Genomic DNA, 18206 nt, shown 5'->3' with positions numbered 1-18206 from the left:
GGCATCTCCCCCTCAAGGGGGGAGACCGACAAGAGCCGGGCTCATCGCCTCCCATTGAAGGGCGAAGTTTCAGCGGCAATGAAAGATATTTAGTTTCATCTCCACGATCATGATCGAGCCGAGAGGGCAACTCCATCCGATCTCCCCCCTTGAGGGGGAGATGCCCGGCAGGGCAGAGGGGGGTGCCACGGCAAACAGTGCTTCACCTGCTCTGTTTTTATACCTCCCGCCAGCCGGCCTGATAGGTAATCTTATCCACACCTGCAAACCGTCCGACGCGGAGCAGTTCCGCGTCCAGCTTCTCCAACCTGCCCGCCGAAGCCCGCACGCCCTTTTCCAGCCATAACCGCTTCACATCCAGGGTGCCGGACTTGCGGTCCGCCTTCATGTCGATGCGGCCGATCATGCGGTCGCCTTCGAGCAGCGGGAAGACGTAGTAGCCATATTGGCGCTTCGGCTCCGGCACGAAAACCTCAATGCGGTAGAAGAAGTTGAACAGCCGCTCGGCCCGGTCGCGGTTGCGCAGGAGCGGATCGAAGGGGCTGAGCACGCGCACGCGGGCCGGTGGTTCGGGGATGTCCCCAAGGTTTTCGGGAAAGCCGAGGAAGGCGAAGGACGGGCGGGGCTTGCTGCCGTCGGCGGTCTCGATCAGCACCTCGGTCAGTTCGTCGCGATGGGCCTTCACCCATTCCTTTGCCTCGTCCGGCGTGACCAGATCGAAAAAGGCGGCAAGTTCTCCGGAGGTCGCAAAACCGAGGCGGGTCATGGCGCCGCGGCAGGCCCAGTCGATGAATTCCTCGTGGCTCACTTCCGGCTCGTGATGTTGCCGCGGGATCACCCGTTCCATCAGGTCATAGATCTTCTGGAAGTTGACCCGGCCGGCGATCGCCAGCTTGCCGATGTGCCAGTAATATTCGAGCGCCGTCTTGTTCGGATGCCAGTTCCACCAGCCACCGGACTTGTGATCATCAGCCTTCATGTCGCGGGACATGATCGCGCCGTTTTCGGCGATGTGCTGGAAGGTCTCCTCGAAGGCGGCGTCGAACCCTTCGCCATGCCATTTCCTCCAGCGTTCGGCGAGGATCGGCTCGCGGCGGCGAAAACGGTGTTTCCAGTAGCGGAAGAAGCTCGCCGGGATAATCGAGGCGTCATGCGTCCAGTGCTCGAACAGCTCGCCGTCCTTTTCCAGAAGCGCGGTCAGGTGCTCGCGGCGATAGGTCTGGTTGCGCGAAAACAGGATCATGTGGTGGGCGCGCTCGACGGTGGCGATACTGTCCACCTGGACGAACCCGAGATCGTCGATGAGCTGCAGCAGGCCGGCTTTGGTCAACGCGCGGCCGGGCGGTTCGCAGAGCCGCTGCCGTTCGAGGAAGATCTTGCGGGCCTGATCGTTCGGAATGAGAATCGCCATGGCATCTAGACTAGGATACCGCCGCGCCGGATTCAATGTTCACGTTCGGTTCCGCATTCCCCTTCCCCATCTTCCGGTCTATAGACCGCTGAACATCGAGGGACAGGCTTGGATATCCGTTTCGAACAGGCAGAAGCTCGTTTCGAGGGGCGCACCGTCGTGCATCCGCTGACGCTTCGCTTGAGCGAGCGGCGGATCGGCGTGATCGGCCTGAACGGCTCCGGCAAGACGACATTCGCGCGGATGATCAACGGGCTGGTGCTGCCTGCCGCAGGCCAGGTGACCGTCAACGGGTTCGATACGGTCAAGGACGGCGACAAGGTCCGCGGCCAGGCCGGCTTCATCTTCCAGAACCCGCAGAACCAGATCATCCTGCCGATCCTCAAGGAAGACATCGCGCTGGGGCTGAAATCGAGAAAACTCTCGAAGGCGGATACGGAGGCGGCGGTCGAGGCGGTACTTGCCCGTTTCGGCATCGCCCCTCTGGCCGACCGGCGTGTGCATGAACTTTCGGGCGGAGAACTGCAGCTGGCAGCACTCGCCTCGGTTCTGGTGACCCGACCGGATATCCTGATCATGGACGAACCGACCAACCAGCTGGATCTCAGGAATCGCGATCTCGTGGAGAGAACGATCCAGGGGCTCGACGAAAATGTCGTCGTCATCAGCCATGACCTCGGCCTGATCGCCGATTTCGACCGGGTTCTGCTCTTCCATGAGGGCCACCTCGCCAATGACGGCGCGCCGGCCGAGGTCATCGCCCGCTACCGCGAGCTTGCGGCATGAAGACGCTTTACGTGGAAGGCGATACGTTTCTGCACCGGCTTTCGCCGCGGGCGAAGCTTCTCGGCCTTGCGGCACTCAGCCTCCTGCTTTTCGTCATCCATTCCCCGGCTGTTCTTGTCGTCGCGGCCATTCTCGGCGGCATCGTCTACTCGTCGCTCCGGCTCGGATGGCGCCAATCCTGGCTGCGGCTGCGGCCGATCCTGCTGACCATCGCCATCGTCGCGATCTTCACGCTTGTCCTCAACGGCCGAGACGATGCACTGGTCGTCGTCACGCGGCTGACGGCCCTTACCCTCTTCGCCGCGGCGGTGACGGCGACCACCAGCACCGGCGATTTCATCGACGAGATCACCCGCCTTGCCATGCCGCTGGAGCGGCTGGGGCTCGTCAGGGCGGCGGATATCGGGCTTTCGATCGGTCTCGTCATCCGTTTCGTGCCGGAAATTCTCGGCCGGTACCAGGCAATCCGCGACGCGCACCGCGCCCGCGGATTGAAGGTCCGGCCGCTGACGCTGGCGGTGCCACTGATCATCCTGACCCTCAAAAACGCCGACGAGATCGCCGCCGCCATTGACGCACGTGGCATCCGGGCGCAGAAATGACCCCATATGACAACCAGGGATTCGCATAGCATGACCACCCGTGATCTCGTTCTGGCCGCCCTTTTCGCCGCCATTATCGTGGCGCTCGGTCTCGTGCCGCCGATCATGCTCGGTTTCATTCCCGTGCCGATCACCGCGCAGTCGCTGGGCGTCATGCTGGCGGGCGTCATCCTCGGTGCCAGGCGCGGCGGTTTCGCGGTGCTTCTGGTCCTGCTGCTGGTCGCGATCGGCCTGCCGGTTCTATCGGGCGGACGCGGCGGCCTTGCCACCTTCGCCTCTCCGACCGCCGGTTATCTCGTCGGCTGGTTCTTCGCGGCCGTCATCACCGGTTATTGCTCCGAGCGCTTCGTCGATCGTTCGCAGAGCGGCATCGTACAGATCACCGGCTTTTTCCTCGCAGCGCTGCTCGGCGGCGTGGTTGTGGACCATGCGCTCGGCATCTTCTATCTCGCCTATGTCACGGGCACCGGGCTTCTGACCGCCTTCATCGGTGACCTGTCCTTCGTTCCGGGCGATGTGCTGAAAGCGATGATCGCAGCACTTGCAGGCCGCGCCGTGATGGTCGGTTATCCGCTACTGCCGCAACGAGCCTGATCGGCCGCGTCCCCATCAATCCAGGAACTGATAGAGCCAGTCGCGCAAGTCTTCGGGGAGCGGCACCGGTTCCTTGCTTTCGGGATCGCAGGCCATCCAGACGATCTCGGCTTCCGCGACGGCCTCGTTGCCCCGCAGCATATGCACGAGGAAACCTGCCGACTTTCCGCCGATCTTGCTGACGCCGATATGCGTGTGGACGACGTCGCCCAGCTTCAAGGCCGAATGAAACGTGCAGGTGATCTTGCCGATCCTGAAGAACGGATCGTCCTTCTGCGGCTTGCGGCGGTGCCAGAATTCCGTGACGGCTTCTTCCGCCCGCACGACGTAGGACGATCGGAACATCTCCCCGTGCATGTCGACATCGCGGAAAGGAACCCGGAATTCCTGAGACTTGACTGACTCTTTGGCCACGATACCCTCTGGGTTGCACCCCACTATGTAAGACCATTCTTTCAAGCTAAACAAGCGCAAGAGCAAGGGGTTGCGGCTTGAAAAAGTCAGCTTTCTGCGCCATGTCGGAAAGGTCCAGACCGGACTGACCCCTGACGAGGCCGCCGCATGACCACGCGCCTTTACGAACACAAGATCTTCCTCGAACACAGCACGCCCGAAGGACATCCCGAACGGGCGGACCGGCTGCGCTCGCTGGCGATCGCGCTGGAGCATCCGAATTTCGCCAGGCTCGACCGCAGGCAAGCTCCCCAGGCGAACGAGGACGCGGTCCTGCTCGCGCATCCTGAGGAACACCTTCGCACCGTCATGCGGGAAATCCCCGAGGAGGATACGATCCGCCAGATCGAGGCGGACACCTATGTAGGGCCGAAGAGCTTTCAGGCCGCACTGACCGGGATCGGCGGCGCAATGGCGGCCGTCGACGACGTGGCGACCGGCAAGGTCGACAACGCCTTCGTCGCGGCAAGGCCCCCCGGCCATCACGCGGAAAAAGACAAGGCGATGGGTTTTTGCCTGTTCAACAACGCCGCGATCGCCGCCCGCCATGCCCAACGAAAATACGGCATCGAGCGCGTCGCGATCGTCGACTGGGACGTGCATCACGGCAACGGCACGCAGGACATCTTCTGGGACGACCCGTCGGTGCTGTTCTGCTCGACGCACCAGATGCCGCTTTATCCCGGCACCGGCGCCAAGGACGAGACCGGCACCAAGAACAACGTCGTCAACGCCCCGCTTTCGCCCGATACCGGTAGCGAATATTTTCGCGAGGCCTTCAAATCGCGCGTGCTGCCGGCGCTCGACAATTTCCGGCCGGATTTCATCATCATCTCGGCGGGATTTGACGCGCATCATCGCGATCCACTGGCGCAGATCAATCTCGTCGGCGACGATTTCGACTGGGCGACCGGCCGGCTGATGGAGATCGCCGGCAAATATGCCGGCAACCGTATCGTCAGCCTGCTCGAGGGCGGATATGATCTGGAAGGGCTCGCCGAATCGGCGGGCATGCATATCTGCAGACTGATGAAGGGATAGACGATGACCGATAACACCGAGAGCCTCGATGTGAGCGGCTATTCCTTCGAGAAGGCCGTTGCCGAACTCGAAAGCATCGTGGCGCGGCTGGAACGCGGGGACGTGGCGCTCGACGAATCGATCGCCATCTACGAGCGCGGCGAAACGCTGAAGAAACATTGCGAAAAGCTGCTGACGGCCGCTGAAAACCGCATCGAAAAGATCCGCCTCGATCGCGCCGGCAAGCCGCAGGGCGTCGAACCGCTCGACGGCGAGTGACCGCCGCAGCCTAAAACCAAAGTCTTACGACCTTCGCAAGCATTGCGTCACAAACCGATTGACGCACCGGGACCGCCTCCCCATGATAGCCACCATCTAAGTGGGTACTTTGGGAGGAGACCATCATGAATTTCGGCGTGAAGCCCAGTAAAATCAATCTCATGTTCGTGGCGACGCTTGCCGTCTCGACGGCATTTTCCGCCGCCGGCGCGAAGGCTGCGGAATTCATCAACGTACTGACCGGCGGCACCTCGGGCGTGTATTATCCGCTCGGCGTGGCGCTTGCGGAAATCTACGGACAGGGGATCAAGGACGCGCGCACCCAGGTGCAGGCGACCAAGGCTTCCGTTGAGAACCTCAACCTGCTGCAGGCAGGGCGCGGCGAGATCGCCTTTTCGCTCGGCGATTCCGTCCAGGAAGCCTGGAAGGGCAACAAGGAAGCGGGCTTTCCCGCCAAGCTCGATAAGCTGCGCGGCATCGCCGCCATCTATCCGAACTATATCCAGGTGGTCGCCAGCGCCGAATCCGGCGTGAAGACGCTTGCCGATCTCAAGGGCAAGAGCCTCTCGGTCGGGGCGCCGGCTTCCGGCACGGAACTCAATGCCCGCGCCATCTTCACGGCCGCCGGCATGTCCTACAAGGACCTCGGCAAGACCGAATACCTGCCGTTCGCCGAATCCGTCGAACTGATCAAGAACCGCCAGCTCGATGCGACGCTTCAGTCGGCAGGTCTCGGCGTCGCCTCGATCCGCGATCTTGCGACATCGCTGAAGATCAACGTGGTGGCGATCCCTGCTGCCGAAGTCGCCAAGATCGGCGCGCCTTATGTCTCGGTGAAAATCCCGGCCGGCACCTATGAGGGCCAGACCGCCGATGTCGAGACCGCCGCCGTCGGCAACTTCCTGATCACCCATTCGGGCGTATCCGACGAGACCGTCTACCAGATGACCAAGCTGCTTTTCTCCAACCTGCCGAAACTTTCCGCAGCCCACGCCGCCGCAAAGGCGATCGACCCGAAAAAGGCGCTCGAAGGCATGCCGGTACCGCTGCATCCGGGCGCGGAGCGGTATTACAAGGAAGCCGGCTTGATGAAGTAAAGCGATAGGCAGACCGTGCCTATTGCAAGTCCCCTCCCCAACCCCTCCCCACACGGGGGAGGGGCTTAACCTGCCGCACCGCCGACGCCCACTTGGTCGGGAGAGAGCCGCAGGTCTTCTCCCCCCTTGTGGGGGAGATGGCCGGCAGGCCAGAGGGGGTTTCCCGACAGACCAGAGAGCTTGCCGAGAGAACCAATGTCAGAAACCCCAACGCAAAACTCGATCGCCTCACATTCGGCCGAAGAGCCGATCGAGGGCCTGCCGGCCGGCTTCGGCGAAGGGATCACCGGGCGAATTGCCTTCTGGATCGCCTTCGCCTTTACCCTTTTCCAGCTCTGGACAGCCGCCTACGGCACGCTTGCGAGCCAGATCGTCCGCGCCATGCATGTGGGCTTCCTGCTGCTGCTCGGTTTCGTGCTGATCGGCAATCTCGTCGCCAAGACGAAAGCCGGCAAGATCTGGTTCTGGGCGCTCGGCATCGTCGGCTTTCTCACCGGCATCTACAATTGGGTGTTCTACACAGACCTCATCCAGCGCAGCGGCTTCCTGACGACACCGGACCTCGTCATCGGAGCCGTGCTCATCGTGCTCGTCTTCGAAGCGGCGCGGCGGCTGATGGGGCTGCCGCTGACGATCATCGCCGCCATATTCCTCGCCTACTGCTTTTTCGGGCAATACGCTCCCGGACCGTTCATCCATCGCGGTTATGATTTCGAGCAGATCATCGAGAATTTCGCCTACGGCACCGAAGGCATCTACGGCACGCCGATCTACGTCTCGGCGGCCTATATCTTCATCTTCGTGGTCTTTGCCGCATTTCTGGAACGCGCCGGCATGCTGGCGCTGTTCAACGATTTCGCGCTCGGCCTCGTCGGCACCTGGCGCGGCGGGCCGGCGCAGGTCTGCGTCATGTCGTCGGCGTTGATGGGCACGATTTCCGGCTCGGGCGTCGCCAATGTCGTCGCCTCCGGCCAGTTCACCATTCCGCTGATGAAGCGCTTCGGTTTCCGCTCCGCCTTCGCGGGCGGCGTCGAGGCGACCTCGTCGATGGGCGGGCAGATCATGCCGCCGGTGATGGGCGCCGTCGCCTTCATCATGGCCGAGACGCTCAACGTCTCCTATGCGGAGATCGTCAAGGCGGCAATCATCCCCGCCGTGCTCTATTTCGGCGTCTGCTTCTGGATGGTGTTCCTTGAGGCAGGCAAGGCCGGCCTCAAGGGCATGAACAAGGCCGACCTGCCGAACCCCTGGGCGGCCGTCAGGGAGCACTGGCCGCTGATCCTGCCGCTCGCCGCCCTCGTCTACCTGCTGTTTGCCGGCTACACGCCGATCTTCGCCGGCACGATGGGGCTGGCGCTGGTCATCGTGCTGATCCTCGGCATGCCGCTTGCCGCAAGCATCGGCCCGCTTGCCTTCCGCCTCGTCTTCTGGGTCGTGCTCGGCATCGCCGCCGCCTCATTCCTGCGTTACGGGGTGAACTTCCTGGCGATCGTCATCCTCGCCCTGATCGCTGGCTGCATCTTCGTCAAGGGCGGGCGCGAGACGCTGGCGATCTGCCGTGACGCGATGGCGGAGGGTGCCAAGAACGCGCTGCCGGTCGGTATCGCCTGTGCCATCGTCGGCATCGTCATCGGCACGCTGACACTGACCGGGATCGCCTCGACCTTTGTTGGCGCAATCATCCGGGTCGGTGAGCACAACCTGTTCCTGTCGCTGGTCCTGACGATGATCACCTGCCTGATCCTCGGAATGGGGATCCCGACGATCCCGAACTACATCATCACCTCGTCGCTTGCCGGGCCGGCACTGCTCGAACTCGGCGTGCCGCTGATCGTCAGCCACATGTTCGTCTTCTATTTCGGCATCATGGCGGATCTGACCCCGCCGGTAGCACTCGCAGCCTTCGCGGCGGCACCGATGGCCAAGACCTCGGGGCTCAAGATCGGCGTGGAGGCGACCAAGCTCGCGACCGCCGGCTTCGTCGTGCCGTTCATGGCCGTCTACACGCCGGCTCTGATGCTGCAGGACCCGGGTGCGATTGCTGCGGCATGGGGTTACCCGGTCGAAGTCGCCTATGTCTTCCTCAAGGCATGCTTCGGCATCGCGCTCTGGGGCACCGCGGTCGTCGGCTTCCTGTTCGCCCGCATGGCACCGTGGGAGCGGCTACTGGCCGTCGTCGCCGGTGCAAGCCTGGTTGTTGCGCTTCCCTGGACCGACGAACTTGGCTGGACCCTAGGCGTCGTCTTTGTCGCCCAACACTGGTGGCGCAACCGCAATGCGCCTACCGCACCGGCACTGACATGAGCGCCGGGCAATGAGCCTCTGCATCCTGGCGGGCGGCAAGGTGACGGCGCTCGCTCTCTCGATATTCACGCTCTCCTGGACCCATTCGGTGCAGAAGACGGAATGGCGCGAGACGTGGGCCGTGACGCCGGCCGGGCTGGAGCTTCGGCAAGCCGAGGTCAAAGGTTCCGGCGCGGGCATGGAGCCCGGAGCGGACGCGGTGCTGAAGGACGGCTGGTGGGTTTGGCACCCGACGCTGCCGCCGCAGGAACGTATTTCGCTGGCAGCTTCGGGCATGACGCCGAGTGGGTGGAGGCTGTGTCATGCGGGTGGATGTATGGAGCTTGGGGCGACGGCTGGGGATGAGGTCGCTTTGAGCGGGTGTCGCTAACGCTCTCGACCAAATCCGAGGGCTCCACTATATTGTCCATATGGACAAGGATCTGGTCATCGCCAAGCTGAGAGAGCACGAAGACGAGTTGCGCGCCGCGGGTGCGGAGCATGTGTCGATCTTTGGCTCTGTCGCCAGAGGCGAAGCGACCGTAGAATCCGATCTTGATGTTCTCGTCAAATTTGCTGAACCCGTGATCCAGTCGGGTTTCGGCTACTTTAGCACCCTTGAAGATCTACGCGTATTGATCTCAAGCATTACTGGTGCCAGCAGTGTGGATATCATTGCAGAACCGCTGCAAAAGGAACGGCTCCGGCGGAATGTGGAACGGGATCGCGCCATTGCCTACTAAGCGCCCTCTTATCCGCATGCGTGATATTATCGAAAATGGGCAAGCCGTTCTTGAATACACCCTTGGCATGGATTTCACGATTTATTCCAAGAACCGGCTGACAAAGGATGCGTCTGAGCGATGCCTCGCGCGACTTTCGGAGGCAGCCGTTAAACTTGGCCCGCTTGCTGAAGAGCTGTTTCCGCAGCATGATTGGCGCGGCATACGAAACCTCGGCAATATCCTGCGGCATGACTATCCCGACGTACTCGATGCGGTGATTTGGGCGGCGATCACGCATCGTCTGCCACCGTTGCTCGCCGATCTAGAAGCCTTTCTCGCCCGATATCCCGAAGACCAGGAAACGCTTTAGGAAGCTACCCCCTCATGTCCTTCTTCCCCGGAAACGACCCGGTCGCGGGTAACGCCTTTGCCTGTGATGCGATCGAGAACCTGATCATTCCGCGCACCAGCGATATCGGCGGGTTTTCCGTGCGGCGCGCCTTGCCGAGCCGGCAGAGAAGACTGGTGGGACCTTTCATCTTCTTCGACCGGATGGGACCGGCGCTGCTGCGGGCCGACGAGGCGCTGGACGTCAAGCCGCATCCGCATATCGGGCTTTCCACCGTCACCTACCTGTTCGACGGCGAGATCAAGCATCGCGACAGCCTCGGCACCGAGCTTGTCATCCGGCCGGGCGACATCAACCTGATGACCGCCGGCCGCGGCATCGTGCATTCGGAACGCACGCCTGAAAACCTGCGCGGCCATCCGATGTCGGTCTCCGGGTTGCAGACGTGGCTGGCACTGCCGGACGACAAGGAGGAGATCGATCCGACCTTCTCGCACACGGACAAGGAAAAAATGCCGGTCATCGACGCGGACGGCGCGAGCGGCCGGGTGGTCATCGGCGCTTTCGAAGGCCTCGGATCGCCGGTCTCGACCTTCACCGACACGCTCTATGTCGATCTCCGCCTCGAGGCTGGCAAGCGTTTCCCGTTTGCAGCGGCGCATGAGGAACGGGCGATCTACATTCTTTCCGGCGAACTCGTCGTTTCGGGTGACCGGTTCGCAGCCGACCAGCTTCTGGTCTTCCGGCCGGGCGACAATATCACGCTCGAAGCCGGCACGACTGGCTGTCACCTGATGCTGTTCGGCGGCGCCGCGCTGAACTCCAGGCGCTACATCTGGTGGAACTTCGTTTCCTCCTCCAAGGAGCGCATCGAAAAGGCGAAAGATGAGTGGCGTACCGGCCGTTTCGACATCGTACCCGGGGACGAGGAGGAGTTTGTCCCCTTGCCCGTAGCCTGAAATCGGTTAGAACCGCGGGTCATGCAACTTGAAAAAGCCTGCTTTCTTCTCATCTTGGGGAGGAACGCGCTTCCGGAAAAGAGCAGAAAAGGCCACTATTCGTGACATCAACTCCCGCCACGCCATTGCTCGACAAGGTCATGCTTCCTGCCGATCTTCGCGAGATCGAAGACCGCGACCTGACGCAGCTTGCCCGCGAATTGCGCGACGAGATGATCGATGCCGTGTCGCGGACCGGCGGCCATCTCGGCGCCGGCCTCGGCGTCGTGGAACTGACGATCGCCATCCACAAGGTATTCAACACGCCGGACGACCGGCTGATCTTCGACGTCGGCCACCAGTGTTATCCGCACAAGATCCTGACCGGCCGGCGTGACCGCATTCGCACGCTGCGCCAGGAGGACGGGCTTTCCGGCTTCACCCGCCGGGCCGAGAGCGAATACGATCCGTTCGGCGCTGCCCATTCCTCCACCTCGATTTCGGCCGGCCTCGGCATGGCGGTCGCAGCCGACCTTTCCGGCTCGAAGCGCAATGTCATCGCGGTCATCGGCGACGGCGCGATGTCGGCCGGCATGGCTTATGAGGCGCTCAACAATGCCGGCGCGCTGGATGCGCGGCTGATCGTCATCTTGAACGACAACGACATGTCGATCGCCCCGCCGACCGGCGCGATGAGCGCCTATCTGGCGCGTCTCGCCTCCGGCCGCACCTATATGGGCTTTCGCGATCTCGGCAAGAAACTGACCGCCTACCTCGGCAAGAATGTCGACCGGGCAATCACCCGTGCCGTCGAACATGCGCGCGGGTACGTCACCGGCGGCACCATGTTCGAGGAGATGGGTTTCTACCATATCGGTCCGATCGACGGTCATTCCTTCGACCATCTCCTGCCGGTACTGCGCAATGTGCGCGACAACGCCCGCGGTCCGGTGCTGATCCATGTGGTGACGCAGAAGGGTAAGGGTTATGCGCCGGCGGAAGCCGCCGCGGACAAATACCACGGCGTCAACAAGTTCGACGTCATCACCGGCGCGCAGGCGAAATCGAAACCGAACGCACCGAGCTACACCAGCGTGTTCGGTGAGGCGCTGGTTCAGGAAGCAGGGTTCGACGAGAAGATCGTCGGCGTCACCGCCGCAATGCCGAACGGCACGGGCATCGACAAGCTGGCGGACGTCTTCCCAGCCCGCACCTTTGACGTCGGCATTGCCGAGCAGCATGCGGTGACGTTTGCAGCGGGGCTTGCGGCGGAGGGCTACAAGCCGTTCTGCGCGCTTTATTCGACCTTCCTGCAGCGGGGTTACGACCAGGTCGTCCACGACGTGGCGATCCAGGGACTGCCGGTCCGCTTCCCGATCGACCGCGCGGGCCTTGTCGGGGCCGACGGGCCGACCCATGCGGGATCGTTCGATACGACCTTCCTCGCCACCCTGCCGGGCATGGTGGTGATGGCTGCCGCCGACGAGGCAGAGCTGAAGCACATGGTGCGCACGGCTGCTGCCTATGACGACGGCCCGATCTCCTTCCGGTATCCGCGCGGCGAAGGCGTCGGCATCGAACTGCCGGAACGCGGTCAGATTCTGCAAATCGGCAAGGGCCGGGTGGTGAAGCAGGGTGCCAAGGTCGCCTTGCTCTCCTTCGGCACGCGCCTCAAGGAATGTGTGCTTGCAGCCGAGGATCTCGATGCTGCCGGGCTTTCGACGACGGTTGCGGATGCGCGTTTCGCCAAGCCGCTGGACCAGGATCTGATCCGCCAGCTCGCCCGCCATCACGAAGTGCTGATCACCATCGAGGAAGGTGCGGTCGGCGGCTTCGGCAGCCACGTGCTGCAGTTCCTCGCGACCGAGGGCCTGCTCGACAACGGCCTGAAAATCCGCTCGCTGGTGCTGCCGGACATCTGGATGCAGCAGGCGAGCCCGGATGCGATGTATGCCAAAGCCGGCCTCGACCGCGCCGGCATCGTTTCGACCGTCTTCAGGACGCTCGGCCAGCCGCAGATCGGCGTCGGCTTTGCCGGCTGAGCCTGACCGCCGGGTTGTCCCGGGCTAGAAACCGAGGCGGCTCAAGGGCCCGATGATCTTGCGATAGAGCATCGGCGGGGTGAACTCCCGCAGCACGTCACGGCGGATTTCGGCATAGTCCTTCTTATCCGCCGAATTCGGCCGCGGCTTGAAGAGCGTCGAATGCGACTTGCGGGATTCGTCCCAGGTCGCCGTGTAATAATAGAGGGCGATCGAGTCCCTCGTCTTGTCTTCCGGATGGTTCACGACGCTGGGGTTGCCGTGGAAGGAGTCCGACGTGGTCGAGAAGGTAACCATGCGGTTGAACAGCGGGGTGAAACTGTGCACCTTGCCCTTCATCTCCTTGTCCCAGATTTCGAACGAACCACCCCATTCCTCCCGCCAGCCCTTGTTGAGATAGATCAGCGTGTTGAGACGGCGCTCGACCTTCATCTTGGAATGAAGATTGAAATCCGCGTGGATATCGAGATGCCCGCCGTTGGCGGTCTCATGGACGCCGGCGCCGAAAAAGAACGGGTCCGGGATCAATCCCTCGATGCCGGTCATCTCCTCCAGGAACAGGATGAAGGGCCGCGAATTCAGCGCATAGAACAGGTTCTTGGTGTAGGCCGGAAGCCGCTCCGGCACATAGGAGACCTTCTTGTTCTCCTGCGCCCTCGCAAAAGTCGTCTCCTTTTCCGGGCGGTTCCTGAGGTCGGCCAGGACGTTTTCCAGAACCTGCTCGGGCAGGAAATTGTCGATGCAGATATGCGGATAGGGCGATGCCGATTGGTAAGCCTCAGCATAATTCCTGGCCATCGAGCGAGCAGCATCAACATCTGCCAGAAGAGTATCCGGATCAATGGGATATACTAACTGCGCCATTACACTCCCCCAAATTATGCTTCGGTCAGAGTGTCATGTTTTTGGGATGGCGCAAGCATGCCAAAAGCCCATACTTCAAAAGCGTTAGTTGTTAGAGGGATTCCAAATCAAGCCGCTACTTTTGAAATCCTGCAGTAGAATCAATAGTGTCAGTCGACGGCGCCTCGTACCCCGACGCCCCTTTTCCAAGGCAAGGCTCCGAAGCAGTATGCTTCTACGTCGAATGAAGTAATGGGGCCAACCGAGGGCGCTGTCTCTAGCTCCGCTCGCCCTCGATCACCATGTCGAACTGCACGACGTTGGAATAGATCGGCGTGCCGACGTCCATGGCGTAGCGCGAACGGTAAATCTTGCCGCTGACGTTGAAGCCTATCTTTCGGCCATTCCAGGAGGTCAGCTTCACATCGAAGATTTCGGCCGAGCTATGCCCCTTGGCGGTCAGCGTGCCGGTGATGCGGGCACTGTCCGGGCCGGTCTGCTCGATCCGCTCCGACCGGAACGAGATCGTCTCGAACCGAGAGGAATCGAAGACGGCGCCGGAGCGCAGGAAAGCATCGATACGATCCTGGCCGGTGCTGACGCTTTCCGGCTTCAGGTCGAAATTCACCATGGAATGCGCGAGATCGCCGGCTTTCAGGTTGAACGTGCCCGAAAACTTACCGAATTTGCCCTTGATGCCGCCGCCGCCGACCTGATCCACGGCAAAGGCGATGCGGGAACCGGGTGTGATGGCATAACGCCCGGCCGCCTCCGTGAGGCTCGGGACGTCGACGGCGGAGAAGCTGGCCTGCGGAAGCGACATGGTGAGCAGCATTGCTGCGATGATGGCTGTCTTGCGGGTCATGGTCCCGGCTCCTCGATTGACGTTTTGACGGTGCGGTGCCGGCTGCCGAGCATGCGGGTGAGCACGTCGTCGTGCCTGACATAGTGGTGGTAGAGTGCGGCGGCGGAATGCAGGAAGACGAGCGCCAGCGTGGAATAGGCGAGAACCGCATGGACGGTCGTCCACCACGCCTCGGCCGCTTCCGACTTCGGCACCGGAAGATGCGGAATGACGACGAGGTTGAACGCAAAGGTCGGAATTTCGAGCGGCGATACGGAGGCGATCATCCAGCCTGCCACCGGCACAGCCACCGCCAGGGTCAGCAGGAGGTAATGCATCGCATGTGCCGAGCGACGCTCCAGGATACCCAGACCTTCCGCGGACTTCACCCGCGCGACGGTCAGCGAACGGACGAGCCTCACGGCGGCCAGAAGAAGAGCCAGCATGCCAAAGGATTTGTGCCACTGGAAGAGCGAGAACTGCAGGGCGGGATCGATCGATCGGCGGGTCATGACAAAGCCGAGGACCAGCAGGCCGAGGATCAGCACCGCGATCAGCCAGTGCAGAGCAATCGCGACAAGGTCATAGCCATCGGCGGAGCGACGCGGCATGGGATGTTTCCGGAATTCTTCGGCAAGTCACAGGGTGGAAACATCGTCCTTTCCAAGCCGAGCGGCAAGCGCCGTCGCGATCACGCTCATTCAATATTATTGAATAGGGATTTGTGCCGCCGTTACTAATCGGCGGCCGTCAGGAACAGGATATTCAAATCCTTTTCCGGGGAGAAATCGTCGGCAGTCATCTCGAAGGTCGTGGGGCCGACCTTCTTGATGCCATTGCCGCAGAAGCTGACGTAGTCCTGCGCCCTGCCCTTGTCGATCGTCAGCTTGAACTTGCCGATCGAGCCGCCCCAGTTGGCGCCGGTGGTGAGGATGTACGACACCCATTGCTCGGTGTAGTTCGGACCGCTTTTACCAGCCGCGGCTTCGAGCTTTGCGGCCGTCTTCAGGAAGGCAGCGTCGATGCAATAGCGATCAGCATAGTCGTTATAGTTCGTCGCCGGCTTGCCCTGATCGATGAAGGTCATGGCGACAGTGCCGCCGACGCTCGGCTTGTAGCGATGGCTGACGCGGATGGGCTTGCCTGCCGGGAATTTCGTCTTCCACCAATAAACCGATCGCAGCGTCCAGGCAGGCGTCAGTTCCTCCTGCCACCCCTTGCCGGCATCGTAACGGTTGACGAACGCCAGCCCTTCGGCGATCCAGGCGGCCTTCACGTCTTCGGGCAGGGCCTTGAGCGCGGCAAGCGTCCTGTCGCTATAGGGCAGAAGCGGAATGTTGCGCGCAACGAGTTCGTCGGTGCGGTCGACGCCGGCCGCCAGCACCCGCTGTTGCAGTTCCGGCTTCATCTGCCGGCTGTCCTGCACGACGGAGAAGCCGAGGAAATTGTCGGCGTCGGTCTCGTCGAGCGCGATGTTGCTGTCCATACTGCCGGTAATATCCGGCATCGGGAAGGCGATGACGCTTTCGACGTCCTTGTCGCTGGTGTTCTTGAAGACGTAATCGACCAGCACTTCCTCACGGGAAATGTAGAGCTGCTCCTCGGCCATGGTGACGTCGGAGGTCTGGACGTAGATCAGCCCGCCCGTCTTCAGCTCCGCCATGGTATCGTTGGCGAGTGCCGGGTTTGAGACAAGCAAAAGCCCGCCGATCAGCAAGGTCCACCGCATTTCCATCCCTCCGGTTCGCTGCCGGCTTTCCGGCCGCCGGAAGATAGACGCAAATGCTGAAACAGAGAAGGCAGGCCGGAGGGTCTTCCGGCCTGCCTTAGAGATCGAGCCATATGGGCGGATCAGAATTCCGACCACTCTTCCTTCACGGCCGCGGCGCTCGCCGCCTTGCCGGAAAAGGCGCGGGCGACGGTGGAACGCAGGGCATTTGCCGGCGATGCCACCGGACGGGCTGCAGACGGGGCCGCAACCGGACGAGAGGTCCGGGCCGCCGGTGTGCCCCCGAAGTTGAACTGCCTCAGCAGGGCATCGAGCGCCTGGGCTTCCTGGGCAAGCTTGTGGCTTGCCGCGTTCTGCTCCTCGACCATGGCGGCGTTCTGCTGCGTGCCCTGGTCCATTGCGTTGACGGAGGTGTTGATCTCCTGGAGGCCGGTCGACTGCTCGCGGGTGGAGATGACGATGGCGGAGAGGTGCTGGTTGATCTGCTGCACTTCGCCGACGATCGCTTCCAGCGCCTGGCCGGTCTCGCCGACCAGCGCGACGCCCGCATCCACCTGCTGGCTGGAGGTGGTGATCAACGCCTTGATCTCCTTTGCCGCATTGGCGGAACGCTGAGCGAGCTCGCGGACTTCCTGTGCGACGACCGCGAAACCCTTGCCCGCCTCGCCGGCGCGAGCCGCCTCGACGCCTGCATTGAGCGCGAGCAGGTTGGTCTGGAAGGCGATATCGTCGATGACCGAGATGATATTGCTGATCTCGCCGGACGACTTCGAGATCTGCTCCATGGCGGAGACCGCCCGGCGGACCACCTCGCCCGATTTCTCGGCGCCGATGCGGGTACGCTCGACGCGCTGACCGACGTCTTCTGCACGGCGGGCCGATTCCTTCACCGTCGTCGTCACCTGTTCGAGTGCTGCGGCTGTCTCTTCGACGGCTGCGGCCTGCTGTTCGGTGCGACGACCGAGATCGTCGGCCGCGGAGCGGATTTCGCCCGCGCCGGAGCTGATCGCAGAGGCGTTCTCGCCGACCGCCTGGAGGGCCGACTGCAGCCGGCCGAGCGCCTGGTTGAAGTCCGTGCGCAGCCGGTCGAGATTGCCGGAGAACGGCTTTTCGATGCGGTAGGCGACATCGCCATCGGCAAGGCTTGCAAGCCCGGTGGCAAGCGCGTCGATCGCAAATTCGAGATTGGCGGCTTCGCGGGCCTTGTGGGTGTCGTTGTCGAGGCGCTCGCGCTCGCTGGTGTCGCGCAGGATATCCGCATCGCGGGCCAGGCGTTGCTTTTCGATGGCCGCATCCTTGAAGACCGTGACGGCCTTGGCCATCCGGCCGACTTCGTCGCCGCGTTCGAGAGCCGGAACCTGGATGTCGTGATTGCCGCCTGCAAGGCTGGTCATGGCATCCGTCATGCCGACGATCGGCTTGACGATGACGCGCGACAGGGCCAGCACGAGGGCAACCGCGATCAGGCCGGCGATGCCGCCGCCGATCAGAAGCGTCAGCAACAGGTCGGTGTGGGCGCGGGTCTGGGCATTGACCATGGCGGTGGACAGGTCGAAAGCCTGCTTCTTGATCTTGGCGGCAGCCTCGCGGAAGACGTCGAGCTGGCCCTTGGACTGGTTGCGGCCGATCTCGATGACTTCGTCGATCGGCTTGGTGGTGTTCTTGCGCGCATCGAGCTGCGGAACGGTGAGCTGGGTGTGGAAGACATCGGCTGCGGCCCGCATCGCATCGAGCGAAGTCAGCATGTCCAGCCTGCCGGCGGCGGCCTTCTTGGCGGCGTCGATCGCCGCGATCATCTTCTCGCGGTTGTTGAAGACGTCCGCATAGGTGCTGTCGCTCTTGAAGAGCAGGAAGCCGCGCTGATTGACGGCCTGTTCCAGCATGGCTTCGAGCGCTGCGTCCACATGCATCAGGATGGTCTGGGAGACGACCTGCTGCGCGGAAGAACGGCTCGATTTCAATGCCTGCCAATAAACGCCGGCGGAGGCCAGCAGACAGACCGACATCAACGCCGCGAAGGTGATGATCAGCTTCTTGTTCAGGGATAGGTTTTTAAGCGACATCAGTGGCTTCCGCTCTCAGTTGAAACAGCAATGGATATCTCCTCCAGCCTGGAGAGAATCCGAACATGATTAAAATTTGATTGAACGCGGCCGCGAGTTTTCATGGATCAAGCCCCTTGCAAGCCAGGCGATAGGCAGGCATTGACTG

The 18206-nt window shown here is 62.3% G+C and carries 19 protein-coding genes; 12 read left to right on the top strand and 7 right to left on the bottom strand.

Going from position 1 to position 18206, the window contains the following annotated elements; translation table 11 throughout:
- Positions 1–217: 217 nt before the first annotated feature.
- Positions 218–1411 (bottom strand): winged helix-turn-helix domain-containing protein, encoded by a 1194-nt coding sequence (locus C5J22_RS16410; RefSeq protein WP_105439078.1) that lies wholly within the window; start codon positions 1409–1411, stop codon positions 218–220.
- A 108-nt stretch (positions 1412–1519) separates the two neighbouring features.
- Here C5J22_RS16410 and C5J22_RS16405 point away from each other — a divergent pair, with 108 nt between their 5' ends.
- The 3 genes from C5J22_RS16405 to C5J22_RS16395 are packed head-to-tail and all read left to right on the top strand — an operon-like array spanning position 1520 to position 3393.
- Positions 1520–2197 (top strand): energy-coupling factor ABC transporter ATP-binding protein, encoded by a 678-nt coding sequence (locus C5J22_RS16405; protein ID WP_105439077.1) that lies wholly within the window; start codon positions 1520–1522, stop codon positions 2195–2197.
- Positions 2194–2799, top strand: coding sequence for an energy-coupling factor transporter transmembrane protein EcfT (locus C5J22_RS16400; RefSeq protein WP_105418733.1), 606 nt, complete (start codon positions 2194–2196; stop codon positions 2797–2799). The genes C5J22_RS16405 and C5J22_RS16400 overlap by 4 nt, the downstream gene beginning before the upstream one ends.
- A 30-nt stretch (positions 2800–2829) precedes the next feature.
- Complete coding sequence (locus tag C5J22_RS16395) at positions 2830–3393, top strand: biotin transporter BioY (RefSeq protein ID WP_105429403.1); 564 nt, start codon at positions 2830–2832, stop codon at positions 3391–3393.
- Positions 3394–3408: 15 nt separating this feature from the next.
- On the opposite strand, the gene C5J22_RS31235 is transcribed toward C5J22_RS16395, so the two are convergent.
- Positions 3409–3807 (bottom strand): thioesterase family protein, encoded by a 399-nt coding sequence (locus tag C5J22_RS31235; RefSeq protein ID WP_172724245.1) that lies wholly within the window; start codon positions 3805–3807, stop codon positions 3409–3411.
- 147 nt (positions 3808–3954) lie between these two features.
- On the opposite strand from C5J22_RS31235, the gene C5J22_RS16385 reads away from it, so the two are divergent.
- The 9 genes from C5J22_RS16385 (at position 3955) to dxs (ending at position 12579) form a co-directional block, all read left to right on the top strand.
- Complete coding sequence (locus tag C5J22_RS16385) at positions 3955–4887, top strand: histone deacetylase family protein (protein ID WP_105439075.1); 933 nt, start codon at positions 3955–3957, stop codon at positions 4885–4887.
- A gap of 3 nt (positions 4888–4890) precedes the next feature.
- Complete coding sequence (locus C5J22_RS16380) at positions 4891–5145, top strand: exodeoxyribonuclease VII small subunit (protein ID WP_105439074.1); 255 nt, start codon at positions 4891–4893, stop codon at positions 5143–5145.
- A 161-nt stretch (positions 5146–5306) separates the two neighbouring features.
- Entirely contained in the window at positions 5307–6242 is a 936-nt protein-coding gene (locus tag C5J22_RS16375; RefSeq protein ID WP_245440429.1) for a TAXI family TRAP transporter solute-binding subunit, read from the top strand.
- 195 nt (positions 6243–6437) lie between these two features.
- Positions 6438–8546: a TRAP transporter permease gene (locus tag C5J22_RS16370; protein ID WP_105439072.1), complete on the top strand. Its 2109-nt coding sequence runs from the start codon at positions 6438–6440 to the stop codon at positions 8544–8546.
- Positions 8547–8556: 10 nt separating this feature from the next.
- Entirely contained in the window at positions 8557–8916 is a 360-nt protein-coding gene (locus C5J22_RS16365; protein ID WP_105439071.1) for a DUF1850 domain-containing protein, read from the top strand.
- A 40-nt stretch (positions 8917–8956) separates the two neighbouring features.
- On the top strand, positions 8957–9268 hold the full coding sequence (locus C5J22_RS16360; RefSeq protein WP_105439070.1) for a nucleotidyltransferase family protein: 312 nt from the start codon (positions 8957–8959) through the stop codon (positions 9266–9268).
- Between the two features lie 16 nt (positions 9269–9284).
- The gene (locus C5J22_RS16355; RefSeq protein ID WP_105439069.1) at positions 9285–9620 is read left to right on the top strand and encodes a DUF86 domain-containing protein; all 336 of its coding nucleotides are present in this window, start codon (positions 9285–9287) and stop codon (positions 9618–9620) included.
- 14 nt (positions 9621–9634) lie between these two features.
- Complete coding sequence (locus C5J22_RS16350) at positions 9635–10558, top strand: pirin family protein (RefSeq protein ID WP_105439068.1); 924 nt, start codon at positions 9635–9637, stop codon at positions 10556–10558.
- A gap of 101 nt (positions 10559–10659) precedes the next feature.
- Positions 10660–12579: a 1-deoxy-D-xylulose-5-phosphate synthase gene (gene dxs / locus C5J22_RS16345; protein WP_105439067.1), complete on the top strand. Its 1920-nt coding sequence runs from the start codon at positions 10660–10662 to the stop codon at positions 12577–12579.
- A gap of 24 nt (positions 12580–12603) precedes the next feature.
- Here the strand turns inward: dxs and C5J22_RS16340 are convergent, their stop codons facing one another.
- The 5 genes from C5J22_RS16340 to C5J22_RS16320 form a co-directional block, all read right to left on the bottom strand.
- Positions 12604–13443, bottom strand: a complete 840-nt coding sequence (locus tag C5J22_RS16340; protein WP_105439066.1) for a 2OG-Fe(II) oxygenase — start codon at positions 13441–13443, stop codon at positions 12604–12606.
- 256 nt (positions 13444–13699) lie between these two features.
- Positions 13700–14287: a YceI family protein gene (locus tag C5J22_RS16335; RefSeq protein WP_105439065.1), complete on the bottom strand. Its 588-nt coding sequence runs from the start codon at positions 14285–14287 to the stop codon at positions 13700–13702.
- On the bottom strand, positions 14284–14877 hold the full coding sequence (locus C5J22_RS16330) for a cytochrome b (RefSeq protein WP_105439064.1): 594 nt from the start codon (positions 14875–14877) through the stop codon (positions 14284–14286). The genes C5J22_RS16335 and C5J22_RS16330 overlap by 4 nt, the downstream gene beginning before the upstream one ends.
- Before the next feature lie 125 nt (positions 14878–15002).
- Complete coding sequence (locus tag C5J22_RS16325; RefSeq protein WP_371412623.1) at positions 15003–15995, bottom strand: DUF4424 domain-containing protein; 993 nt, start codon at positions 15993–15995, stop codon at positions 15003–15005.
- A gap of 122 nt (positions 15996–16117) precedes the next feature.
- Entirely contained in the window at positions 16118–18058 is a 1941-nt protein-coding gene (locus C5J22_RS16320) for a methyl-accepting chemotaxis protein (RefSeq protein ID WP_105439062.1), read from the bottom strand.
- Positions 18059–18206 lie beyond the last annotated feature (148 nt).

Source organism: Neorhizobium sp. T25_13, assembly GCF_002968675.1.
Classification (GTDB): Bacteria; Pseudomonadota; Alphaproteobacteria; order Rhizobiales; family Rhizobiaceae; genus Neorhizobium; species Neorhizobium tomejilense.
This window is presented reverse-complemented; position numbering and strand designations above follow the sequence as displayed.